Source organism: Pseudomonas sp. NPDC089569 (assembly GCF_050280625.1).
Lineage (GTDB): Bacteria > Pseudomonadota > Gammaproteobacteria > Pseudomonadales > Pseudomonadaceae > Aquipseudomonas.
In genome coordinates, this window is the sequence record NZ_JBNNVQ010000042.1 from 13300 (window position 1) to 37590 (window position 24291).

The window sequence follows — 24291 nt, forward strand, 5'->3', positions numbered from 1 at the left end:
GCTCGCGATAGCGGTTTGGCAGACAAATACCCGTCGTCTGACACTCCGCTATCGCGAGCAGGCTCGCTCCTACAGGGGGAAGATCCACTCAGTTTATGCGTTTGTCGTCACCCACCTGGCCGCCGACGTGTACGCCACGATCATCAGCGACTTCACCGGCGCGATGCACGCCTCGATCGTCGCCGACTTCACCGGCGGCATGCAGACCGCGATCATCGCCCACTTCACCGGCACGATGAACGCCGTGGTCGTCACCGACCTCGCCACCACGATGAACGCCGTGGTCATCGCCGACTTCGCCGGCATGGTGAAGCCCACGATCATCGTTCGGTTCGGCATGGGTGCTGCTGCGTCCGGAGTTCGAGGCGCTACTGCCACTGTGATCCGAACCGCTATTGCTGCCGCTGTGGCCGCTGCCGCCATTGCCACCGCCACCGCCACCGCCACCGCCATTGCCACCGCCACCACTGCCTCCGTGACCGCCGCCATTGCCACCGCCGCCACCGCCGCCGCTTCCACCACCGCCGCCGCTGCCGCCGTGACCGCCACCGCCGCCTCCACCACCACTGCCGCCACCGCCGCCGTGACCGCCGCCTCCGCCACCACTACCGCCCTCTCGTGCGTGGGCGCTCGATATATCGGACAGACTCTGTGGAATCAATACGGTAGACGCCGACAAAACCGCGCCAATAGCTACTGCCAACAAAAGCTTGTTGATGTGCATGTCGTTCTCCGTCTTTATAACTCGGGTTGGAACGTTGATGAACATGGCAACGTGCTGCCTGATTCACTCGGTAAACAACTTGAGGTCCTGTTTTATTCAGTCGCACGTTGAAAAAAATGCAACGCACCGCGCGACCCTCTCCTCGCAGGTCAGTGAATGCTTGAGGCCAGCTCGAAAATCGGGATGTACATCAGGATCACGATCACCCCGATCAGCAAGCCGATGAACGTCATCAGCAAGGGTTCGAACAGGCGTACGAACCACTCGATCCAGCGGCTGATTTCCTCGTCGTAGAAGTCGGCACTGCGCTCCATCATTTGCCCGAGATTGCCGGACTGCTCACCCGCACGCAGCAGGCGCAGGGAGACCGGTGTCACCAGGTGATTGAGCTCCAGCGCCGTGGACAGCGACTGCCCCTCGCGCACCCGTTCGCAGGCCTGGTCCAGGCGCGAACGGGAGGCTACGGTGAGCAGGCCGCGGACCATGCCCATGGCGGTGACGAGGGGAATGCCGCCCTGAAGCAGAATCCCCAGGGAGCGATAAAAGCGCGCCAGTTCATACATGAAAATGCGCTGGTGCACCGCCGGCAGCTTTTCGATCAGGCGATCCACGCCACGACGGAAGGCCGGTTGTCGCTGGAGCACGGCAATCGCGCCGATGATCGCCAGGAACCCGCCGAAGAATTCACCCTGGTGGGCATGCAGGAACATGCCGCTGCTCATCAGGATCTGCGACAGCCACGGCAGGTTGGACCCCAACCCTTCGAATACCAGGCTGAAACGCGGCACGACATAGCCCATCAAAAACAACACAACGCCACCGCCGACCACCAGCAACAACATGGGGTAGATCGAAGCGCTGACGATCTTCTGTCGAACCTCGTCCATGCGCTGGCGATAGCTGACATACCGGCCGAGCGCATCGCCCACTGCACCGGTTTTTTCACTGGACTGCACCAGCGCGACATACAAAGGGGGGAACACGGCCGACAGCTGGCCCAATGCCTGGGAAAACGATTTGCCTTCATAAAGCAGGCGCACCAACTCGTTCAGGGTCTTGCGGGCCTGTGGCGCGGATTCTTTTTCCGCCAGGCTTTCCAGCGCATCGATCAAGGGCAGGCCGGCATTGAGCAACGTCGTCAGTTCCTGGCTGAACAGCACCAGGTTGAAGATCTCTCGTTGTTTGAGGCGAAGCGTGCGCCAGTGCCTCTCGGCCTGCAGGCTGACCACCCGCAGACCCTGATCTTCGGCAATGCGCCGGGCTTCGAGATGGCCGGGCGCCTCGACGGTCATCGACACAACGCCGGCCTTGCCGACGGCTTTGAGGTGAAAACGCATGGTTGCCATATCCGTCACTGCCAACTGGTGATTTCGGCGTTCTCGCCTTCGCCGCCGGGCTGGCCATCCTTGCCCAGGGACAACAGATCGTACTCGCCGTTCTCGCCGGGGTAGCGGTAGGTGTAGGCACGGCCCCAGGGATCGAGCGGCAGTTTTTTCTGCAGGTAAGGACCGGTCCAGTGAGGTTCATCGCTGGGCGCGGTGACCAGCGCCTGCAAGCCCTGTTCGGTGGAGGGGTAATGACCGACCTCCAGTCGGTAGAGATCCAGTGCCTTGCCCAAGCCTTCGATTTGCGCCTTGGCCACTTTCACTTCGGAGCGGCCCAGTTGCGAGAAATACTTGGGCGCCACGATGCCGGCCAGCAGCCCCAGCACCACCAGTACTACAAGCAGTTCCAGCAGGGTGAACCCGCGCTGATTTCGCAGGGAACAATCACGCGGGGCAGAGCGCATACGCTGTTTCATGATGACCTCACACAATCGGCAGAAGGGTCGCTGCAACGGCTCATGCAATTGCCATGCACAGGGCCGGTAAAGGTTTCGGCATTCTTCTGCACCCCTCGTTCCAAGGCCCTCTGCGCTTTCGGCACAGTGCTTGCGTATGGCTGAAAAACGACTGGCCATTGGGGCATTAGCCCCATTTTTCGGGGCCGGGCAGGGGAGGTAAAACCATGAAAGCACTCACCACAGGACTGCTCGGCCTGACGCTGCTGGCCGGTGCCGCGCAGGCCGATGTGTTCGTGTCCGTGGACGCCAGGGGCAACTTCGTCCTGTCCAATGTTCACAGGCCCGGTCGTCACTACGAACGGGTCATCCGCGAGCCCCAGGCGGCGGTGGTCAGCCTTGACCAGCAGCCACAGATGATCGCCGCCAGGCCCTATGCCGAACTCGTCTCGCAGGCCGCCACGGCCAACCAGCTGCCGGCGGCGTTGCTGCATGCGGTGATTCAGACCGAATCGAACTACAACGCCAGCGCCCTGTCGCCCAAGGGCGCCGGCGGCCTGATGCAGTTGATGCCCGACACCGCCCGCGAGATGGGCGTGGCGAACGTCTACGAACCCAAGGCCAACATCCAGGGCGGCGCCCGTTACCTCAAGCGCCTGATGACCCTGTTCGACAACGACATCACCCTGGCCGTGGCGGCCTACAACGCCGGGCCGCAAGCGGTGATCAGTCGGGGAAGAGTGGTCCCGCCCTTCGCCGAAACCCAGCGTTATGTGCCCAGCGTCCTGCGCCAGTACCGGCGCTTGCAGGGGTTGGCGGCGGACGCCCCGCTGTGACGGGAGAGGGCCTGGTTTTCCCCAACATTGGGGAATGGTGGCCCCGGCGAAAAAGTGGGGAATAAGTGGGGGATTTCCCCCGACAAATTAAGTTACAACTATAAGCAATTGATAAATAAAAGAAATTTTTGTGGCATGCAGATTGCTCAGGGATGTTGTCGAGAATTATTCCCTGTGATTGACACAGTGAGGGTCCGAGATCATGACCGGCATTCACCACGTACCAACCCTGCTTCCCTGGCTGATATTGGCTGCATCGGTGCTGGGCATCGAGTTCGCCGAGGCGTCTGCGCGCTGTGAGCGCAACCTGGTGGCCAACGTCGTTGCCCTGGATCAGCCGCTGATGTTCAACCGCCTGGGTGCGCAGAACGTCAACGGCATGATGTTCGCCCTGCGCCGCGATGTGGTCGATGAGCGTCAGGTGTCCCTGGAACAGGGGGGCGCTGCGGTGCCGGGCAAAGTCTCTCTGCGTCCCGACAAGCGCCCGCGTCCGCTGGTGCTGCGGGTTGCGGCCGGTGATTGCCTGACCGTCAATCTGCAAAACCTGCTGGCCTACCAGGCCAACCCGGGCTCCGGTGGCGAGGGGATTGAGGAAGAGGAAGGCGAAGAGCAGGAAGGTACAGAAGTCGGTGACGGCCGTGAGCCGTTCAAGGCCGACGAGCAAGTGGCTGACCGCCATGTCGGCTTCCAGGTCAACGGCATGCAGGCCGTCAACAGTATCGATGACATTGCCTCGTACACCGGGCGCAATGCCAACACCCTCGTCGCCCCTGGCGCCAGCCGCTCCTACACCCTGTTCGCCGAGCGCGAAGGGGCGTTCACGGTGAGCAGCCGCGGCGCGACATTCGGCAGCGAAGGTGCAGCCGGCAACAACGCCAATGGGCTGTTCGGCCAGGTGGCGGTCATGCCCAAGGGTGGTCGCAGCTATCGCAACACCATCACCGAAGAAGAGATGCGATTGGCGACTACCGGACGCACGCCGGCGGGTCAGCCAATCGTCGATTATCAGGCTCGCTACCCGCAACGCGAGCCGTGGATTCGCGAAGGCAAGGCCGGCAAGCCGATCATCAACATGGTCGACGGCAGTGAAATCGTCTCCAGTGAAGCCGATGCCATCGTCATGGGCAGCAACGCCGACGGCAGTTTCCCGGCCTCGACCTATCCATTGGAAAGCATCGGCAAACGCAACCCGGCGCTTCCCAATCGATTGGAGCCTTTCCGCGATTTTTCCGCGCAGTTCCAGGATGAGACCGCTGTCACCCAAGCCTTCCCGGGGTACTGGGCCGACCCGGTCATGGCGCATGTGCTGGAGCCGACGCGCGATTCGTTCATGATCAACTATGGCTCCGGCGGCATGGGCGCCGAAGTAGTGGCCAACCGCCTGGGTGTCGGACCGATGCACGATTGCCTGTCCTGTGCCTATGAGGAGTTCTTCCTCAGTGCCCACACCGTCGGCGACGTGGCGATGCTGGTGGACGTGCCCGCCAACGCCGGACTCGAAGGCATCGCGCCCGGGCAGGTGCCGAGGGCCGATCAGGTCGGGGTCAAGGCCACCGCAGCGCTTTATCCGTCGGAACCGTCGAACGTCGCCCACAGCTACATCGGTGACTTCGTCAAATTCCGCAACACCCACAATGGTTACGAGCATCACATCTTCCACCTGCACGGCCATCAATGGCTGTTCAACCCCAATGACGATAACTCCGACTATGTGGATGCCCAGGGCATAGGTCCGGGAGCCGGTTACACCTATGAAATCGCCAACGGCGGTTCGGGCAACCGCAACCGGGTAGCAGGCGATGCGATTTATCACTGTCACTTCTACCCGCACTTTGCCCAGGGCATGTGGGCCATGTGGCGCGTGCATGACGTGTTCGAAGAAGGCACCCGGCTTGAGGTGTCGCAACAAGGCAGCGACGGTTTCCATCGCGAACCTTTTGCTTTGCGCAACGGTAAGCCGGCCGCCGATGCCCGGGCCTTGCCCGATGGCGAGATTGTCGCCGGTACACCGATTCCGGCTGTTGTTCCGCTGCCAGGCAAAGCCATGCCGCCGATGCCGGGCAAAGTGGTGGTCATTCCGAAAATCGGCGAAACTCAGGTGGCTGCAAACGACGATGATGAAGAAGAGGGTGACGATGACGGCGAGCACCACAGTGGCAGCGGTGGCTCCCAGGCCATCGGCTCATTGGCGCTGATCGATCGCAGCCAGGCCAACCGCAATGCCGATGGCACCCTGAAAAACCCCGGATATCCGTTCTGGATCGGCGGCATGGAAAGCTCGGTTGGCCAGCGCCCACCGACTCCGCCGCTGGACATGCTCGACGCTGCCACGGCGCAAAGCTTGAAAGCTTCGGGCAAGGCCTTGTGGGCCAACCTCGATCCGAATCAGTCCGGTGGCTGGGACGGCGGTCTGGGACGGCATTCCCTGGACGGCTTTTCCGCCGGCGGCGAGGCACACACAGTGACGACCTCGCTGGACTTCTCCAAGGAAGTGAAGCGCGCCAAACCGCTTTATCTACCGGAAGAGGGCACCGAAGTCGAACAGGCGGCCATGGCATTCCACGCCAAAAAAGATCACCCCAGCTATGCCCTGCTGCCGGGCAACCAGATCGTGGCGCGCAACTTCCGCACCAACGGCGCCTTGCCGGTGGCCGGTGCGCCGTACTACGAACCCTGCATGGATGACCGGCAAAAACGCCTGACCAGCAGCGCCGGCACAGGTGAGTTCGCCAGTGGCGAGCGTCTGGACGGTATGTCGTTTATCGGTTCCTCGACCTTTACCGCCGACCGCCCTCGAGTCTACAAGGCGGCGAACATCCAGTTCGACGCGGTGTACAACAAGGTTGGCTACCACTTCCCGCAAGCGCGCATCCTGGCACTGTGGGAAGACGCCTGGCCGGTGATCACCAAACAGCGTCCACCAGAGCCGCTGGTGATGCGCATGAACACCTTCGATTGCGTGCAGTACCAGCAAACCAACCTGGTGCCGGCCGTCTATGAGATGGACGACTATCAGGTGCGTACACCGACCGATGTAATCGGCCAGCACATCCATCTGCCCAAATGGGACCTGACGGCGGCGGACGGCTCGGCCAACGGCTGGAACTACGAAGATGGCGTGCTCTCCCCAGGCGCCGTACAAGAACGTATCCACGCCATTCGCGAGTTCAACCAGTGCGAAGGTACCGACCCGCGTGACGGCACCCCGGCCTGTCCGAAGGCCAAAAACCATCCGTATTTTGGCCAGTTTGGCCGGGCCGATTGGGTCGGCGCGCGTACCGCCATGCAGCGCTGGTTCGTCGATCCGGTGGTGAACACCAATGGTGTCGACCGCGGGTTGGGCACCATTTTCACCCACGACCATCTCGGCCCATCGACTCACCAGCAGATCGGGCTGTACGCCACCGTGCTGGCCGAACCGGCCGGTTCCACCTGGTTCCATGCCGAAACCGGCGAACCGCTGTACAGCGGCGCGCGGCAGGACGGCGGGCCGACATCCTGGCAAGCGGTGATTTCCACCGGTGACCTGGACAACGACGGCAAGAACGACAGCTTCCGCGAGTTCTTCCTCGAATACAGCGACTTCCAGCACGCCTATGAAGCCGGCGTGTATGTCGGCGCAGGCCCCAACGGCGTGCCGGACCCGCAAGCCTTTCCGGCCACCGCCGACAGCTTCCGCTATGCGATCAACCCGCCGGTACGTGACAACACCAGCCAGTTGCTCGAAGCGGTGGTGGAATTGCGCGGCGGTGTCAAACCGGGTTGCCCGAGCCGTCCTTGTCCGCAAGCGATTTCGGTGGATGACCCAGGCATGTTCGTCGTCAACTATCGCAACGAACCGCTGGCCCTGAGGGTGTTCGACCCGAACAAGGTCGGCCCGGACGGCAAGCGCGGCATGCAGGCCGACGGCCTGGGCGGGGACCTGGCGTACGCCATGCAAAGCCGTACCGACCGTGCGATCCCGGCGATGAACCTGGCGCCGAACCTGATCACCGCGGCCACCGGCCCCACGGGCGGCACCACGCTGTTCCCGCCACACATCAACAAGGGCGGCGCGGAACCGGGGGATCCGTTCACCCCGATGCTGCGTACCTACACCGGCGACAACGTGCGGCTGCGGGTGCATGCCGGTGGTCACGAAGAGGAGCACAACGTCACCCTGCATGGTGTGAAGTGGCTGCAAAGCGGCTCCGGCTTCGGCAACAGCTCCAACTCCGGCTGGCGTGCTTCACAAATGGTGGGGATCTCCGAACAGATGGGATTCAACGCGCCGGTGTCGATGATCTCCAGTGCGGCAGCCACTACCGGTGACTACCTCTACACCATGGACGCGTCCATCGAGGGATACTGGAACGGCATCTGGGGCGTGATGCGCAACTACACCGCGCAGCGCAACGACCTGTTCGCCTTGCCGAACAATCCGAAACCGACCGGCATGCGCAACACCGTTGCATTTGACGGCATCTGTCCGCGGATTGGCGCCAACCCCAACGGCATTGGCACCAGGCCTACCGTGCAACGCAATTATGAAGTGGTCGCGGCGTTGGCCAACGACATCCTCGGCAATCCGTTGGGGCTGTCCATCGGCGACGCCGAAAGTATCGGGCAGCATGTCGGCGGGCCGTTGAAGCCGGCAGGCGGCACCCTGGTGCTCAATTCGCGGCCGGTGAACATCCCACAGGTGACTGTGACCGATCCCGAAGATGGCGAGACCTTCACCATCGGCGGGCAAAGCGGGCCGCTGCATGACCCGACGGCCATCCTGTATGTGCGCAAGGCCGACCTCGACCCCACTACCGGCAAGCTCAAACCCGGCGTGCCTGTCGAACCGCTGGTACTGCGTGCGGCAGCCGGTGATTGCATCAACATCACCCTGGAAAACCGCCTGCCGAGCGTGATGCCGGACCTGGCCCAGACCGCCATCCTGCAAGGTCTGGCCAAGCGTGACCGCAACGATGGCATGGGTTCCACAACCTTCAACAACAACCTGTTGCGGCCATCGAGCCATGTCGGCCTGCACGCGCAGCTGCTGTCGTATGACATCACCAAATCCGACGGCACCAATGTCGGCGCCAACCCGATACAGACCGTACCGCCACGCGTGGGCAACACCGGCGAGTATCCGACCCGTACCTACCAGTACTACGCCGGACACCTGGAACGTGAGGGCAAGCCGATTACTCAACTGGGTCGCAACGTCGACAACATCAACGCCACGGCGGTGGAGTTTGGTGGGTTGAACATCACCCCGGCGGACGTGATCAAGCAGCCGCAAAAAGGCCTGGGTGGCGCGATGAGCATCCTGCCGATCGGCGCCACCTGGGTGGAGGATGCCAAGCGCGCCTCGGCCACGGTCACGGCGCCCGGCCAGCCGACTTACCGCGACTTTGCGATGGTCTGGCAGCGCGCCTTGAACACGCGTTGGGCCAATGGTCGGCCGGTGGAAGGCATCGCCTCGGAAGGTAACGGTGTGCCGAACGATCCGAAGGACAACGCCAGCATGGCCATCAACTACAGGATCGAACCGATGTGGTTCCGCTTCGGTCTGGCCCCGGATGCACCGTTCGGTCATGCCGGCAGCCCTGGCACCTACGGCAACGTGCCGAACGCGCACATGGCCTACAGCAATGCGCTGGTGGGCGGCGATCCGCAAACGCCGGTGTTCTACGTCAAACCGGGGCAGCCATTCCGTACCCACATCCTGATGCCTTCGGGCGGCAGTCGCGGCTCGACCTTCCAGCTCGATGGGCACGTCTGGTCGGTCAACCCGTTCCAGTCGGAAAAAAGCGATGTGGGTGGCTATCCGCTGGGTACGCCGGGCGTTGGCTCGGTGCGCTTCGGGCTCAACCCGATGTCGATGTACATCGGCGCGCGCGAGAGCGTACTGCCGGCGGCGCACTTCAGCTTCATGCACCCAAGTGCCGGTGGCAGCAATGCGATACCAGGGGACTACCTGTACCGCGACAACGCCTCTTTCGGTAATACCGCCGGGTTGTGGGGGCTGCTGCGGGTGACCAATGAACCGGAGCCCGCACCGGCACCGTAACAACGCAACACCTGTGGGAGCGAGCCTGCTCGCGATGGCGTCATTGCCAACACCACGAAAGACCGAGGTGGCTTCAATCGCGAGCAGGCTCGCTCCCACAAGGGCCGTATTGCTGTGGGAAGTGAGGCAGGCAGAGATCTGAAGGGGAGATGTGGAATGAACAGGACCATCAAAATTGCCACGTGCGCACTGGTTCTTGGTGTGGCGCTGATCTGGCTGGGTGTCTGGCGCACGTCGCCACCGGACATGCTCAGCGAGATTGCAATGCCCGACACCTGGAGCGGACAGACCCTTGAGCGCGATGGTGTGTCGGTGGTCCTGGAGGTCAAACCGCTGTCCGGCGACGGCGTGTTGCGTGAAGGCGAGTTCGCCGATGTGCAGTTCCGCGTCACCGACAAGGCCTCGGGCCAGCCGCTGTCGGGTGTCGCCCCCGGCGCCTGGCTGGACCCCGAAACCCTGGCTGCCGACAAGGCCCAGGGCCGCGAACAGAGCTGCAAGGCGCGGGTGGGGGTTTTCCTCAAGTCGAACATCGGCGCGCGGCCGCTGCTCGATCTCAACAGTTACTTCGTGCTGGTGATGAACCGCGATGCCAGCGTTTCGGTGGTCGATCCCTCAGTGTCGGTGGGGGGAATCACCAGCACCATGGCCCGGATCGATATCAAGCAGGCACCGATGGACTGGGTCACCCCGCGCGACAACAAACGCGTATTCGTGTCGATGCCAACGGCCAATGAGGTCGCGGTGATCGACACCGAACAATTCAAACTGCTCGATTCGGTAGCGGCCGGCAGCAACCCGGTACGCGTTGCGCTGCAACCGGACGAACGCCTGTTGTGGGTCGGCAACAACGCCAAAGCGACCGAGCAGTCCGGGGTCACGGTGATCGATACCCGCAGCTTCAAAACCCTCAAGCACCTGGCCACCGGTGGCGGCCACCACGAAATCGCCTTCAGCAAGGACAGCCGTTTTGCCTTTGTCAGCAACCGCGACGACGGCACCCTGAGCATCATCGATATCGCCAGCCTGACCCTGATCAAACAGCTCAAGACCGGCTCGCACCCGCTGTCGGTGGCGTACTCGCCGCTGTCCGGGGCGGTGTATGTGGCTGACGGCAAGGACGGCACGGTGACCGTGGTCGACGCCGCCAGCCAGTCGGTGCGGCGGGTGATCAAAATGAAACAGGGGCTCGGCCCGATGGGTTTCAGCGCCGACGGCCGTTTCGGCATCGTGCTCAATACCCTGGAGAACCAGGCAGCGGTGATCGACGCGGCCACCGACTCGCTGATCCATGAGCTGGACGTATCCACCGAGCCTTATCAAGTGGTGTTCACCAAGGCCTATGCCTATGTGCGCGGGTTGGCATCGCCCAAGGTGACGATGATCAACCTGTCGTCGCTGGGCGAGGGGCGCACGCCCATCAGCCAGGGGTTCGAAGCCGGGCCGCAGCCACCCAGGCTGGCCGGTGACCTGCCGCTGGCGTCGAGCCTGGCGGTATCGCGCGACGACAACGCGGTGTTTGTGGTCAACCCGGTGGACAACACCACCTACTTCTACGCCGAAGGCATGAACGCGCCGATGTCCGGCTACCCCAACCGGGGGCAGGTGGCGCGGGCGGCGCTGGTGATCGACCGCAGCCTGCGCGAAGTCGAGCCGGGGTTGTACAGCGCGCGGATCAAACTGCCGCCGGCCGGGCGCTTTGACGTGGCGTTCCTGCTCAACCAGCCGAACATCATCCATTGCTTCAGCACCCTGGTTGAAGCCAACACCAGCGCTGCGCAACCGCTCGGCACGCCAAAAGTGGAGTTCATGCTCGACACGTCCACCGCCGCCCTGGGCAGTCCCTACGTGGTGCGCTTTCGCATTGTGCAGGGCAAGCAGAAGCAGCAGCGCAGCGGGGTCAAGGACGTTCAGGTGCGTTACTTCCTGGCACCCACCTCCAGGCCTCAGGAAGTCGCCGCGCGGGAGGTCGGCAATGGCGTGTACGAGGCCCCGCTGACCCTCGACCAGAAAGGCGCCTGGTACCTGCACGTGCGTGCGGCGTCCCTGGGCGCGACGTTCGACGACCAGACATTTGCCAGCGTCCGGGTACTGCCCGGCGAAGCCCCTTGAGAGGACATCGACATGAACCGATTCGCACATCGTGGACTGCTGACACTCTGCCTGCTGGCCGTTGGCGTCGGCCAGGCGCTGGCTCACTCGGCGGATGAACATGCCGGGCATATGCCAGCCAAGGGCGCGAGCTCCGAGAGTACCCAGGTCAAGTTCGCCGACGTGGCGCTGGTGGACCAGAACGGCAAGACCGTGCGCCTGGAAAAAGACCTGGTGGCCAACAAGATCGTGGTCATGAGCTTCATCTACACCAGTTGCACCACGGTCTGCCCGGTGGTCTCGTCGATCATGGGCAAGGTGCAGAAACAGCTGGGCGCGCGGGTGGGCAACGAGGTGCAACTGGTGTCGATCAGCATCGACCCGCAACGCGATGACGCCAAGCGCCTGAACGACTATGCCCGTACCTTCCAGAACGGTCCGGGCTGGAGCTGGCTCACCGGTTCCCCGCAATCGGTCAACGAAACCCTCAAGGGCCTCGGCAGCTTCAGCGGCGACTTCAAGAATCACCAGCCGCTGATCCTGGTCGGTGACGGCAACAGTCGCCACTGGACACGCTACTACGGTTTCACCGACCCGGCGGTGCTCAGCCGTGAAGTCGAGAAGCTCAGCGGCCAGCGCAACGCCCACGCCAAGCACACCGCCATCGCCATGGAGCAACAGCCATGAGAGCCATCGACTGGATCGCCCTGAGCATCTGCTTCTGCATTTTCAGTGCGGTGGCGTTTGCCCATGAGGGCCATGAGCAAGGAGCACCTGCTGCGGAGTCGGCAGTCGCGGCGCAGCCGGCAGGCGGCACCCACGATGCCAGAACCTGGTTCACCGATACCCCGTTGCAGGACCAGAACGGCAACACCCTGCGTTTCTACAGTGATGCGCTGCAAAACCGCGTGGTGTTGCTCAATGTGATTTTCACCAGTTGTACCGATGCCTGCCCGTTGATCACCCAAAAACTCAAGCAAGTGCGCGAGGTTCTGGGCGACAAGGCGGATGGCGTGACCTTTATTTCCCTTACCAGTGATCCGCTGCGCGACACGCCGGCGGTCCTCAAGGCTTACACCTTGAAGCAGGGCGTCGATGGCCCGCACTGGCTTTTTCTTACCGGCGACAAGGCACAAATGGATCTGGTCCTGGGTCGTATCGGCCAGATCGTGCCCACTCCCGAGCAACATTCGACCCAGCTGATTGTCGGGGATGTGGCCAACAAACGCTGGAGCAAAATCCGTCCCGATGCCCCGGCCGCCGCCATTGCCCAGCGCTTGCAGTTGCTGACAATGCCTGTGGCCGGGCGCTGAGACTGCACCATGAAAAACGCCCTTATCCTCGGCCTGCTTATCCTGGGTGCCACAAGCTTCACGGCCCAGGCGCTGAGCCTGACCCCCAGCGAAAGTGCCGGTAAGCGGCTGTACCGCGAGGGCGTGTCGGCCAGCGGTGAGTCGATCATGGCGCGCATCGGCGCTGCGGATACGCTGCTGCCGGCCAGCAGCCTGCCCTGTGCCAATTGTCACGGTGCCGATGGCCTGGGGCGCCCCGAGGGCGGGGTGCGACCACCGGACCTGACCTGGTCCCGTCTGACCAGCACCTACGGCCAGCAGCAGATCAACGGGCGCACCTACCCGGCCTATACCGAGGCGACGTTTGCCCGGGCGGTGCAGGAGGGGCGCGACCCGGGCAACAATCGGCTCGATTCGGCGATGCCGCGCTTCGTGCTGTCGATGAACGATCAGCGCAACCTCACCGCCTACCTCAAGCGCCTGGCCGATGATCGCGATCCGGGCCTCACCCCCGATACGTTGCACCTGGGCACCCTGTTGCCGGGCAGCGGCGTGTTGAGAGAAGAGGGCATGACGGTGGCGGCAGTGCTCAGAGGCTGTGTGGCACGGATCAACGAGGCGGGCGGCATTCATGGTCGGCAACTGCGCCTGACCATCCTCGACCCGGGGCCGGACCGCGCCAGTGCCGAGCGGGCGTTGAACCAGCTGATCGAACAGGAGCAAGTGTTCGCCCTGATCGCACCGCTGGCACCGGCCATCGACGGGTTGCTGGCGTCACGCCTTGAGCAGGCCGGCGTGCCCTTGATCGGCCCGCTGTCGTTGCAGGGCAGCGCCCAGCTCAGTCGGCAGATTTTCGAGCCGCTGCCGGGGTTGCCCGAGCAGATGATCGCCCTGGCCGACTACGCCGCCACCAGCCTGCGGGTCCTGCCGGGACCGACCCTGATCGCCTACCCCGACGAGCCCGGCCAGCGGCTGGCCGCGGAGAAACTCGCGCGCTACCTGCAAGACAACGCCTGGAAGCAGGTACGCCTGCAAACCTATCAATCGGCGCAGGACGAGTTGCCTTTGGGCTCGCGCTCGGTGTTCTACCTGGGCAGCAGCAACGGCTTCAGCCGACTGGCCGAGCGTTTGCAAACGGCAGGGCAGGTGCCGTATCTGTTTGCCGCCTCGAATCAGGTGGCGGGGGATCTGTTCCAGGTGCCCAGCGGATTTTCCCGGCGGGTGTTCCTGGCCTATCCGTTCGTGCCCAGCGACTGGACGCTGGCCGGGCGTCTGGCCCTGACCCAGTTGCGTGAACGCCAGCGCCTTGGTGGCGAGCACGCGGTTCTGCAGGTCGGTGCGTTCAGTTCGATGATGCTGCTCAGCGAAGGCATGAAGCAGGCCGGTCGGGACGCCAGCCGCGAAAAACTGGTCAATGCCCTGGAGGGCCTGCATGACTTCGATACCGGCCTGACCCCGTTGATCAGCTTCGGCCCGGGTCGTCGCCTGGGCCTCAGTGGGGCTCACGTGGTGACGGTCGATTTGCCCGACCAGCGCTTTTACCTGGTGGCACCCTATAAACCCATTACCGCCATGCCCTGAGCGGAGGCTGAAGATGAGACTCAACACGGTGCTGATGCTGTTGACCTTGTGGGTACCCGTGGCGTTCTGCAGCAATGGACCCGTGGCGGCGCGGGTCAACGGCCAGGACATCTCCCAACTGCGTCTTGAGCGCTATTTCGCCGAATACCTGGAGGATCAGGGCCGGGCGGTTGCCAGCATCCGCAGCCCCAGCGCCTACAAACAGTTGCGCAAGGCGGCGCTGGACGCCCTGATCGACAAGGAGCTGCTGTGGCAGGAGGCCGTCCGGCGTGGGGTAGTGATCAGCGATGACACGGTGCAAAGCCAGGTGGATCAGACCCGCCAGGCCATGGGCGGCGCGCAGGCTTTCGCCCGGCGCCTGGAAGACGCCGGTTTCGACGAGGCCGGTTACATCGAGTACACCCGCCGTGACCTGGCGGCCCGGCAGGTGTTCGCCGAACTCACCCAGGTCGGCGAGCCGGACGAAAAACAGGTCCGGGCCTTTTTCGAAGAGCACCGCGCCGAAATGAACCGTCCCGAACAGATTCAGGTCAGGCATATCCTGATCAAGGTGCCTCAGGGTGCGGAGGCTTCCACTGTTACATCCGCGAGACTACGATTGGAAGAAATGCGTTCGCGCATCATTAACGGTGCCGACTTTGCCAGCGTGGCCCGTAGCGGCTCCGAAGATGCGTCGGCCAGCGAAGGCGGCGATCTGGGCTACTTTCCACGGGGGCGCATGCTGCCGGAGTTCGATGCGGCGGCCTTTGCCCTGGCGCCGGGGGCGGTCAGCGAGCCGGTGCGCACGGCGGTGGGATGGCATTTGATTTACTTGCAGAACCGAATGGAGGCAGCCGATGTCACAGAGGATCAGGGACTTGAGATGGTTCGGGCGTACCTTGCCCGACAGAAACAGGTTCAGGCTCGTCTGCAGGCGCTGGCTCAACTGCGTTCCAGCAATAGGATCGAACGGATTGCCGACGATTGAGCGATTCCCCAACAGTGGGGGAAAGCTTCAATGCAAATCCGTTCCACTTTCCCCGATTTTGGGGGAGGCAGCATGTGGACGAAAAGGCATTGTTTTTAAATTCAAGGACATGAAGCATTAAAACGACCGGCGCTCAGCCTGGCATGAAGTGTGCGTTAGAGGTAGTAAGGCGCGCACTCCATCAGGCTCGGTATTCGGACCTGCGGTTTCAAGGAGTCCACCTTGTTAAACAAAGTACTGGTTGTCGAAGACGAACAGCTGCTGGCGGAAAACCTTCAGGGTTACCTGCAGGCGCAAGCGCTGGAAGTCCGGATTGCTCACAACGGTGAAACAGCGATCGGCGAAGCCGAAAGTTTTTCACCCGACGTGATGGTGTTCGATTACCGCTTGCCCGATATGGAAGGCTTTCAGGTGCTCGATGCCGTCCGCCAGAACAGGAAGTGTCATTTTGTGCTGATCACAGGGCACCCCACCGCAGAAGTCTGCGAAAGGGCCCGGCAACTGGGAGTCAGCCATATCCTGTTCAAACCGTTTCCGATGGCGGAACTGGCCCGTGCAGTGTGTGACCTTCTGGGGATGCAGCGCGAACCCAAAGCAGGTGTGAACAGTTCCGAAGGTTTTGTCGAGCGACGCCAGAGCAGGACCGAAAGTTTCCCGCTGCAGTTGTACGACGGTAGTTGGGTGCTTGCGGATCGCCGGCGAAGTTCGGCCTCCAAAGCGCCAGACGACGAACAATTGCTCACCGGGGAGTAATGGCGCGACAAGACGTTCCGGCACCCGCCGCAATTGCTCGCCGCGCCGACAGGGCTCAAAGCCCCGGGCGTTGGAGAGCAAGCCATGGACCGTCTATCCCTTGTCGTCGATGCAGCGCCGCTTGACTGTGTTCCCACCCGGTTTTCCAGTGAGCAATTAGCCCAGGCGCGTTCCCTGGCCGCCACCTCCGGCGAGCGGGTCCTGCAAGCCCTGGGGGAACTGTGCGAACTGGCCCCGATGCCCTTTATCCAGTGCCTGGGCGCCACCCTGCATTATCCGGTGCTCGACACCGACAGCCTGTTCCAGGCCACTCCGGTATTCGACCGGGTCACCCTGGCCCAATGCCTCAAGCGTGAATTCATCCTGCTGCGTCACGGCGACGCGGTCATCGGCGTGTTTGCCGACCCCTTCGACACGGCGCGACTGTCCTGGATCGACGATTGCCTGCACGGCGCGCCGTTGTACCTGGTGCATGCCGACGACCTCAAGGCCTACCTGGCGCGCCACGAAGAGAGCTTCCACGCGGTCGAGTCGCTCAACGCCCAGTCCGACGCCAATACCGAATCCGACACCCTGCAAAGCCTGTCGCTGACCAGCATCAGCGAAGACTCGAGCGTGGTGGTCAAACTGGTCAACTCGACCCTGTACGACGCCCTGAAAATGCATGCCAGCGATATTCACCTGGGCACCACCGGCAGTGGCCTGGTGATCAAGTACCGCATCGACGGCGTGCTCAACAACATCAGCAAAATCCAGGGCAACGAGTTCGCCGAACAGGTGATTTCGCGGGTCAAGGTCATGGCCGAACTGGACATCGGCGAGAAGCGCGTGCCCCAGGACGGTCGCTTCAAGATCGGCATCAGCGGCCGGCAGATCGACTTTCGGGTATCGATCATGCCGAGCATTTTCGGCGAAGACGCGGTGCTGCGGGTGCTCGACAAGCAGGACCTGGCCGACAAGGTCTGTGGCGTGCAGTTGCAGGCCCTGGGGTTCGAAGAGGAAACCCTGCGCCAGTTGCGGCGCCTGGCCGCCGAACCCTACGGCATGGTGCTGGTCACCGGCCCCACCGGCAGCGGCAAGACCACCACGCTGTACGCGATGATCACCGAGATCAACCACGGCGTGGACAAGATCATCACCATCGAAGACCCGGTCGAATATCAACTGCCCGGCGTGCTGCAAATTCCAGTCAATGAGAAGAAAGGCCTGACCTTCGCCCGTGGCCTGCGCTCGATCCTGCGCCATGACCCCGACAAAATCATGGTGGGTGAAATCCGCGACCCCGACACCGCACAGATTGCCGTGCAATCGGCACTCACCGGCCACCTGGTGTTCACCACCATCCACGCCAACAACGTGTTCGATGTGATCGGCCGTTTCACCCAGATGGAAATCGATCCCTACAGCCTGGTGTCCGCGCTCAATGCGGTACTGGCCCAGCGCCTGATCCGCCTGGTGTGCAGCGGTTGCAGCACGCCCTACACCCCGAGCGAAGAAGAGCTGGAAACCTCGGGGCTCGATCCGCATCAGGTCGCGCACTACCACTTCGTCCATGGCAAGGGCTGCGGCCTGTGCCGCGGCACCGGTTACCGCGGGCGCAGCGCCATCGCCGAACTGCTTCATCTGGACGACGAGCTGCGGCAAATGATCGTCGAGCGCCATCCGATTTCGAAAATCAAGGCCCACGCCTGCAAACGTGGCTTGCGCCTGCTGCGCGAATCCGCGCTGGAACTGGTGCAACAAGGCCGGACCACTCTCGAGGAGATCAATCGTGTCACTTTTATCTCGTGAGCGTTATGTCGCCGTCCTCGGCGCCAGTGGTGTCGGCCTCGGCCAGCGCCAGGGCAGTCAAACCCTGTGGCTGGGCAGCGTCGGCTTCATCGATGAAGGCTTTCTGGCCTGGACCGTGGCCCTGGAAACCCTCGATCGCCTGCTGGGCGAACATGCCCGCGCCGGCTCGGAGTTGACCGTGGTGATCTCCGGCCACTTCAGCCGTTTTTGCCTGGTGCCCTGGAGCGACCAGATCAGCAGCCCCGACGAATTGCAGGGCTTCGCCCAGCTGTGCTTCGAAGACCTGTACGGTGCTCCGAACCAGCCCTGGAGCCTGGTGCTCTCGGCCGAACCGGCCGGCTACGACCGGGTCGCCACGGCTCTGCCACAGGATCTGCTCGAACGCCTGCGGGCGGTGGCCAGCGGTCGCGGACTGCGCCTGCGCTCGGTGCAGCCGTACCTGATGACTGCGTTCAATCATTTCGACAAGAGTTTCGACGCCGGGGATTTCCTGTTCGTGGTTGCCGAACCGGTACGCAGCGTGTTGCTGGTGGCGCGGCAGGGGCGCTGGACCACCGTGCGTTCTGTGGGCGGCAGTGACAGCGATGCCGCACTGACCGCGCTGATCGGCCGCGAATGCCAGTTGCAGGCTTCCACCAGCGAGCGGCCGCTCAATGTTTACCTGCACGCCCCGGCGCGCATCGAATCGCACCCCGACGTGCCGGGTGTGCACCTGAGGACCCTCGAAGAGGACCGGACAGCCGTACACGATTGCCTGTACGTCATGTCCCGGGCGGTGGCCTGACATGCGCGCCCTGATGCTCGACTTTCAGCCACGCCGCCGCTCCACGCCACTGGGCTGGAGCCTGCTGGCCGGTGGCGTGGTACTGGCGCTGACCTGCATCGCACTTGCACAGCACCTCAGTGACGAGGCCGAACTGCAGCAAGGTCATCTGCAAACCACTCAGCGAGTGCTCACCGGCGACAGCGGCGTCAAGGTCAGCCTGACGCCGGCGCAAACCCGCGAGCAGGCACAGAACCTGGCCGAAATGCGCAAGGTCTCGCAGCAACTGCGCCGTCCGTGGGAGCGCCTGTTCGCCACCCTCGAAGCCATGCCGCGCGACAACATTGCGCTGCTGTCCCTGACCCCCGATGCACGCAAGGGCCAGGTGCGCATCACGGCCGAGGCGCGGGACCTGGACGCCATGCTCGACTTCCACCGTCGTCTGGAGGCCACCGACGAGCTGTCCGACGTCTCGCTGCTCAGTCACGAAATCGTCGCCAACGTGCCGGAACACCCGGTGCAGTTCAACCTGTCGGCTACCTGGGAGATCGGCGATGCAAATCCCTAAATTGATCGTGCGCGAATACCTGCAAAGCCTGGGCGTGCCCGGCCTGGCAGGGGTGGCCCTGCTGGTGCTGGCGCTGAGCTATGGCCTGGTCGGGCTGTTGCCGGACTGGCAATCGCTGCAGCAACTGAGCCAGCAGACCCGCGAAGCCAGCGAGTACCTGGCCAAGGTCGAAGACGGCACGGTGGCACCTCCGGTGGTGCCACAGCGTCAGCTCGACGACTTCCGCAGCAAACTGCCGGCCCAGCCCCAGGCCACGGTGGCCATCGACAAGATCTACGCACTGGCCGCCCAGGAACGCATCACCCTGGCCCGGGGCGAATATTCGCTGGGCATCGATCCCAAGACGCACCTGGCCCGCTATCAGATTCTGCTGCCGGTGCGCGGCAGCTACCCGCAACTGCGGCGCTTCCTGCACGCCTTGCTCGGCCAGTTGCCGGCGGTGGTGCTGGAGGACGTGGAGTTGCAGCGCAAGAAGATCGCCGACACCGACCTCAACGGCCGGATCCGCATGACCCTTTACCTGTCGAGGTCATGATGAACAATAAACGTGTCATGGGTTGGGTAGCGTTCCTCGGTGTGTCCGCGGCGCTGACCTGGTTGCCCGAATACTTCAAAAAAGCCGACGACACCGACACCGAAGCGGTCGCCGTGGTCGCGCCCGCCAAAGACAAGAGCAGCGGCACGCTGCCGGCCACCAAGGCCGGTGCCGCACCTGCGGCAATCAAGGACCTGGGCCCGGCGGGCGATCTGTTCGCCGCCCGCAGCTGGAAAGCGGCGCCGACCCTGGCCAGCGTCACCGAACAAGCGGTCAACGTCACACCGGTAGTGCAAGCCCCCACGGTCCCTCCGATGCCGTTCCAGTTCATCGGCAGGATGGATGACCGTTCCGATCTGCAAGTGTTTTTGCAGAACGGCGAAAAAATATACGTCGTGCGCAAGGGGGATGTCATCGACGAAACCTGGAAGATCGAGCGGATTTCCGACATGGAGCTGAGCCTGGTCTATCTGCCTCTGCATATGTCCCAGACGTTGTCTGTGGGGAGCGCGCAATGAACACATCACGTTTGCTGTTGAGCATTTGCATTTGTGCAGGGCTGGCCGCGTGTACTTCGGCGCAAATTGCCAAGGATGAAGCGTCCACCCTGATTGAATCAGGCCAGTACGAAGCCGGCCTGTCCCGGATCCAGGAAGGCCTGCGGGAAAACCCTCGCGACACCGATTTGCATATCTTGCTCAACAGCACGCGTGCCCGTGCGGTAACGGCCCTGTTGACCCAGGGCGACATGGCTCGCACCCAGCGCGATTTCCCTTCGGCCCGCCTGGCCTATGGCCGGGTGCTGAATATCGAGCCGAACAACCGCCGCGCCCAGGACGCGCTGCGCCAGCTCGACCACATGCGCAGCCTCGATGAAAAACTCGAACTGGCCCGCGGCGACCTGCGTCGCGGTGACATCAACGGTGCCGATCGCCAGGTGCGGCAGATCCTCGAACTGGACCCGAACAACGAAGGCGCCCAGGAGCTGCAAGGCAACATCCGCCTGGTGCAGAGCCGCAACGTGATTCCTTATCCGCAGTTGCGTACCCGCCTGGACAAACCGGTGACCCTGGAATTTCGCGACGCCAACCTCAAGACCATCTTCGAAGTGCTGTCGCAGGTGGCCGGCCTGAACTTCATCTTCGACAAGGATCTGCGCCCGGACATGAAAGCCACCATCTTCGTGCGTGACGTGCGCATCGAGGACGCCGTGGAATTGCTGCTGCAACAGAACCAGTTGCACCAGAAAGTGGTGAACGAAAACACCTTGCTGATCTACCCGGACTCGCCGCAGAAGCTCAAGGACTATCAGGAACTGGTGATGCGCACCTTCTACCTGACCAGCATTGATGCCAACACCGCGCTGAACATGATCAAGACCATGCTCAAGACCCGCGACGTGTTTGTCGACGAGCGCCTCAACACCCTGACCATGCGCGACACCGGCGACGCCGTGCGCATGGCCGAAAAACTGCTGCAATCTCAAGACCAGTCCAACCCTGAAGTGGTGCTGGAAGTAGAAGTGATGGAAGTCGCCCGCCAGCGCATTCTCGACCTCGGCCTGCAATGGCCCAATACCTTCGGCGTGGTCAACAGTGATGGCTCGCCAGTGACGCTGCTCGATCAACTCAAGGGCATCGACTCCAGCCGCATCACCATCAACCCTTCGCCACAGGCCAAGATCAACGCCCAGGACAAGGACATCAACACCCTGGCCAGCCCCGTCATCCGGGTCAGCAACCGCGAACAGGCGCGTATCCACATCGGTCAGCGCGTACCGATCATCAGCGCCACCTCGGTGCCTTCCACCCAGGGACCGGTGATCACCGAAAGCGTGACTTATCTGGATGTCGGTTTGAAACTGGAGGTGCAGCCCACCGTGCACCTGAACAACGAAGTGGCGATCAAGGTCGCCCTGGAAGTCAGTAACGCTACGCCGCTGCAGCCGACCGCTCAGGGCACCATTCCGGTCCAGGTCGATACCCGCAACGCCCAGACCACCTTGCGTCTGCATGATGGCGAAACCCAGATCCTGGCAGGGCTGGTGCGCAACGACCACGGCGCCAGCGGCAACAAGATCCCGGGCCTTGGCGACATTCCCGGCCTGGGCCGCCTGTTCGGCAGCAACAAGGACGACGTCAGCAAATCCGAGCTGGTGCTGTCGATCACCCCGCGGATCGTGCGCAACCTGCCGTACCAGAGCCCATCGGACATGGAGTTCTCCACCGGCACCGAAACCAGCATGCACATCCAGGCGCCGGACCGCCGATTGATCGGAGCAGTGGAGCCCGAGCCCATCAATCCGCCGGTTGTCGCCAATCGGCCAGTTGCCGCCAACGGCACGACCACCGAAATCACTGTCGGGAAGCCTTGATCATGAACGCCTCGCAACGCGGTTTCACCTTGATCGAAGTCGTGGTGACGCTGGCCCTGATCGGCCTGCTGGCCAGCATGGCCGCGCCGCTGACCGAGACCGTGGTGCGCCGTGGCAAAGAGCAGGAACTGCGCACCGCGCTGTACCAGATCCGCGATGCCATCGATGCCTACAAGCGCGCTTTCGACGCCGGCTATATCGAGAAGACGCTCGACAGCAGCGGCTACCCGCCGAACCTGAAAGTGCTGGTCGACGGCGTGCGCGATGTGCGCAGTGCCAAGGGCGCCAAGTTCTATTTCCTGCGGCGCGTGCCCCATGACCCGCTGGCGGCGGTCAAGCGTGACGACGAAGGTGGCTGGGGCCTGCGTTCCTACGACAGCTCGGCTGAAAACCCGCGGGAGGGCGAGGACGTCTTCGACGTTTACTCCAAGGCCCGCGGCAAAGGCCTCAACGGCATCGCGTACCGGGAGTGGTGAGACTATGCGCCGGGAAAAGGGGTTTACCCTGCTGGAACTGATGGTGGTCATGGCAATCATCGCGACCCTGATGACCATCGCCTTGCCGCGCTACTTCAACAGCCTGGAGGCTTCCAAGGAGACCACGTTGCGCCAGAGCCTGTCGGCGATGCGCGAAGCGCTGGATCACTACTACGGCGACACCGGGCGCTATCCCGACTCACTGGAACAACTGGTCGAACTGCGCTACCTGCGCAACCAGCCCATGGACCCGATTGCCGAGCGCAAGGACAGCTGGGTCATGGTGGCCCCCCCAGAGGGCGTGGCCGGCGGGGTGGCCGATGTGAAAAGCGGTGCCACAGGGAGGGCGCATGATGGCAGCCTGTATTCCGAGTGGTAAGCCCTCGGGCGAAGACGGCTTCACCTACCTGGGTGTGCTGTTTCTGATCATCGTGATGGGCATGGGCCTGGCCAGCGCGGGCGAGTTGTGGGCCACCGCCGCGCGCCGTGACCGCGAGCGCCAACTGCTGTGGGTCGGCACCCAGTACGCCCAGGCATTGCGCAGCTACTACCGCAGCTCGCCCGGCCTGGCCCAGTACCCCAAGGAGCTGGCCGACCTGTTGCAGGACGAGCGTTTTCCAAGTGCCAAGCATCATATCCGCCAGCTGTATCCGGACCCGATCGGCGGCGGTGAATGGTTCCTGGTGCGCGGTACCGACGGACGTATCAGCGGTGTCAGCAGCCCGTCCACGGACAAGCCGCTCAAACAGGCGAACTTCCCCGCCCAGTGGTCGGACTTCAACGGCATGGCCAGCTACAAGGACTGGCAGTTCGTTGCCGAAAAAGCCTTTCTCGATGGCCCGGCAGGCCCGCCCAAAGGCCAGTCACAACTGCCGCAGGCGTTGCAGCCATGAACCGCTTCTGCCTGGCGTTGATCCTGGTGCTGAGCACCTCTGCATCCTGGGCCGCAGAGGAGGACGAAATGCTCGGTTTCATCATCGACGACACCATTTCGCACATCGGCCACGACTTTTACTACTCGTTCAGTGAACGGCTGCGCGCCACCAGCCCCATGGATTTCAACCTGGTGGTGCGCGAACGACCTTCGGCTCGCTGGGGCAGCCTGGTCACAGTGGAATATCAGCAACGTTTGGTTTATCGGCGTTTCCTGCCGCCGAACACCGTGGAACTCAAGGACGAGGCTTACGACGCCGCCGACTGGGTACGCGGGCAAATTGTCCAGCGCAAGCTGGAGACCTTGCTGCAGGACACCACGGACCTTGAGAGGGACGAACTATGAAAAAGAAAACGTTCTTGCAGTGCACGGGGTTTTGCCTGCTCGGCCTGGTCGGCGGCGGGTTGGTGCAAGCCACCGAGCTGGTCTACACGCCCATCAACCCATCGTTCGGCGGCAACCCGTTGAACGGCACCTGGTTGCTCAACAATGCCCAGGCACAGAACGACTTCGATGATCCCGACTTGAAAAACCGCACAACGGCAGCCGGGACTTCGGCGCTGGAGCGCTTCACCAGTCAGCTGCAATCGAGATTGCTGGGGCAATTGCTGGACAACATCAACACGGGCAACACAGGAAGCCTTTCCACCGATGCTTTTATCGTCAACGTCGTCGACGACTCAGGGCAATTGACGATTCAAGTGACAGACCGGGCGAGTGGTGAGCTTTCGGAAATCAAGGTCAATGGCCTGACTCCTTGATGGGGTTTTGGGTCGATGGGGA

The 24291-nt window shown here is 62.8% G+C and carries 22 protein-coding genes; 19 read left to right on the forward strand and 3 right to left on the reverse strand.

Going from position 1 to position 24291, the window contains the following annotated elements:
* Window positions 1-88 precede the first annotated feature (88 nt).
* From ACQKP2_RS17600 to gspG, 3 genes are all read right to left on the reverse strand, one after another.
* The gene (locus tag ACQKP2_RS17600; protein WP_427578202.1) at window positions 89-724 is read right to left on the reverse strand and encodes a hypothetical protein; all 636 of its coding nucleotides are present in this window, start codon (window positions 722-724) and stop codon (window positions 89-91) included.
* Between the two features lie 149 nt (window positions 725-873).
* The gene (locus tag ACQKP2_RS17605) at window positions 874-2061 is read right to left on the reverse strand and encodes a type II secretion system F family protein (protein ID WP_427578204.1); all 1188 of its coding nucleotides are present in this window, start codon (window positions 2059-2061) and stop codon (window positions 874-876) included.
* Window positions 2062-2075: 14 nt separating this feature from the next.
* A complete protein-coding gene (gene gspG, locus ACQKP2_RS17610) occupies window positions 2076-2525 on the reverse strand; it encodes a type II secretion system major pseudopilin GspG (protein WP_427578205.1) in 450 nt (149 codons plus the stop codon).
* A 206-nt stretch (window positions 2526-2731) separates the two neighbouring features.
* Between gspG and ACQKP2_RS17615 the strand changes: the two genes are divergently transcribed.
* From ACQKP2_RS17615 to ACQKP2_RS17705, 19 genes are all read left to right on the forward strand, one after another.
* Window positions 2732-3340, forward strand: a complete 609-nt coding sequence (locus tag ACQKP2_RS17615; protein WP_427578206.1) for a lytic transglycosylase domain-containing protein — start codon at window positions 2732-2734, stop codon at window positions 3338-3340.
* A gap of 202 nt (window positions 3341-3542) precedes the next feature.
* Window positions 3543-9386, forward strand: coding sequence for a manganese-oxidizing multicopper oxidase MnxG (mnxG, locus tag ACQKP2_RS17620; RefSeq protein ID WP_427578207.1), 5844 nt, complete (start codon window positions 3543-3545; stop codon window positions 9384-9386).
* A gap of 156 nt (window positions 9387-9542) precedes the next feature.
* Complete coding sequence (locus ACQKP2_RS17625; protein WP_427578209.1) at window positions 9543-11495, forward strand: YncE family protein; 1953 nt, start codon at window positions 9543-9545, stop codon at window positions 11493-11495.
* A 12-nt stretch (window positions 11496-11507) separates the two neighbouring features.
* On the forward strand, window positions 11508-12161 hold the full coding sequence (locus ACQKP2_RS17630) for an SCO family protein (RefSeq protein WP_427578210.1): 654 nt from the start codon (window positions 11508-11510) through the stop codon (window positions 12159-12161).
* On the forward strand, window positions 12158-12787 hold the full coding sequence (locus tag ACQKP2_RS17635; protein WP_427578212.1) for an SCO family protein: 630 nt from the start codon (window positions 12158-12160) through the stop codon (window positions 12785-12787). The genes ACQKP2_RS17630 and ACQKP2_RS17635 overlap by 4 nt, the downstream gene beginning before the upstream one ends.
* Window positions 12788-12796: 9 nt before the next feature.
* Window positions 12797-14347 (forward strand): ABC transporter substrate-binding protein, encoded by a 1551-nt coding sequence (locus ACQKP2_RS17640; RefSeq protein ID WP_427578213.1) that lies wholly within the window; start codon window positions 12797-12799, stop codon window positions 14345-14347.
* A gap of 13 nt (window positions 14348-14360) precedes the next feature.
* Window positions 14361-15314, forward strand: a complete 954-nt coding sequence (locus ACQKP2_RS17645; RefSeq protein WP_427578215.1) for a peptidylprolyl isomerase — start codon at window positions 14361-14363, stop codon at window positions 15312-15314.
* Window positions 15315-15536: 222 nt separating this feature from the next.
* Window positions 15537-16067 carry a response regulator gene (locus ACQKP2_RS17650; protein WP_427578216.1) on the forward strand — a complete coding sequence of 177 codons (531 nt, stop codon included), beginning with the start codon at window positions 15537-15539 and terminating at the stop codon, window positions 16065-16067.
* A gap of 84 nt (window positions 16068-16151) precedes the next feature.
* Entirely contained in the window at window positions 16152-17858 is a 1707-nt protein-coding gene (locus ACQKP2_RS17655) for a GspE/PulE family protein (RefSeq protein WP_427578217.1), read from the forward strand.
* A complete protein-coding gene (locus ACQKP2_RS17660) occupies window positions 17839-18642 on the forward strand; it encodes a hypothetical protein (RefSeq protein WP_427578218.1) in 804 nt (267 codons plus the stop codon). Before ACQKP2_RS17655 ends, ACQKP2_RS17660 begins: the two co-directional genes overlap by 20 nt.
* A 1-nt stretch (window position 18643) precedes the next feature.
* Window positions 18644-19189, forward strand: coding sequence for a PilN domain-containing protein (locus ACQKP2_RS17665; protein ID WP_427578220.1), 546 nt, complete (start codon window positions 18644-18646; stop codon window positions 19187-19189).
* Window positions 19176-19724 carry a GspMb/PilO family protein gene (locus ACQKP2_RS17670; RefSeq protein WP_427578221.1) on the forward strand — a complete coding sequence of 183 codons (549 nt, stop codon included), beginning with the start codon at window positions 19176-19178 and terminating at the stop codon, window positions 19722-19724. Before ACQKP2_RS17665 ends, ACQKP2_RS17670 begins: the two co-directional genes overlap by 14 nt.
* Window positions 19724-20242: a hypothetical protein gene (locus tag ACQKP2_RS17675; RefSeq protein WP_427578222.1), complete on the forward strand. Its 519-nt coding sequence runs from the start codon at window positions 19724-19726 to the stop codon at window positions 20240-20242. The genes ACQKP2_RS17670 and ACQKP2_RS17675 overlap by 1 nt, the downstream gene beginning before the upstream one ends.
* Window positions 20239-22098 carry a secretin N-terminal domain-containing protein gene (locus ACQKP2_RS17680; protein WP_427578223.1) on the forward strand — a complete coding sequence of 620 codons (1860 nt, stop codon included), beginning with the start codon at window positions 20239-20241 and terminating at the stop codon, window positions 22096-22098. The genes ACQKP2_RS17675 and ACQKP2_RS17680 overlap by 4 nt, the downstream gene beginning before the upstream one ends.
* A gap of 2 nt (window positions 22099-22100) precedes the next feature.
* On the forward strand, window positions 22101-22574 hold the full coding sequence (locus ACQKP2_RS17685; protein ID WP_427578225.1) for a type II secretion system protein: 474 nt from the start codon (window positions 22101-22103) through the stop codon (window positions 22572-22574).
* A 4-nt stretch (window positions 22575-22578) separates the two neighbouring features.
* Window positions 22579-22953 carry a type II secretion system protein gene (locus ACQKP2_RS17690; protein WP_427578227.1) on the forward strand — a complete coding sequence of 125 codons (375 nt, stop codon included), beginning with the start codon at window positions 22579-22581 and terminating at the stop codon, window positions 22951-22953.
* A complete protein-coding gene (locus tag ACQKP2_RS17695) occupies window positions 22928-23467 on the forward strand; it encodes a type II secretion system protein (RefSeq protein WP_427578242.1) in 540 nt (179 codons plus the stop codon). Before ACQKP2_RS17690 ends, ACQKP2_RS17695 begins: the two co-directional genes overlap by 26 nt.
* Window positions 23464-23853 carry a curli production assembly/transport protein CsgE gene (gene csgE, locus ACQKP2_RS17700; RefSeq protein WP_427578228.1) on the forward strand — a complete coding sequence of 130 codons (390 nt, stop codon included), beginning with the start codon at window positions 23464-23466 and terminating at the stop codon, window positions 23851-23853. The genes ACQKP2_RS17695 and csgE overlap by 4 nt, the downstream gene beginning before the upstream one ends.
* On the forward strand, window positions 23850-24269 hold the full coding sequence (locus tag ACQKP2_RS17705) for a curli assembly protein CsgF (protein WP_427578229.1): 420 nt from the start codon (window positions 23850-23852) through the stop codon (window positions 24267-24269). The genes csgE and ACQKP2_RS17705 overlap by 4 nt, the downstream gene beginning before the upstream one ends.
* Window positions 24270-24291: the final 22 nt, after the last annotated feature.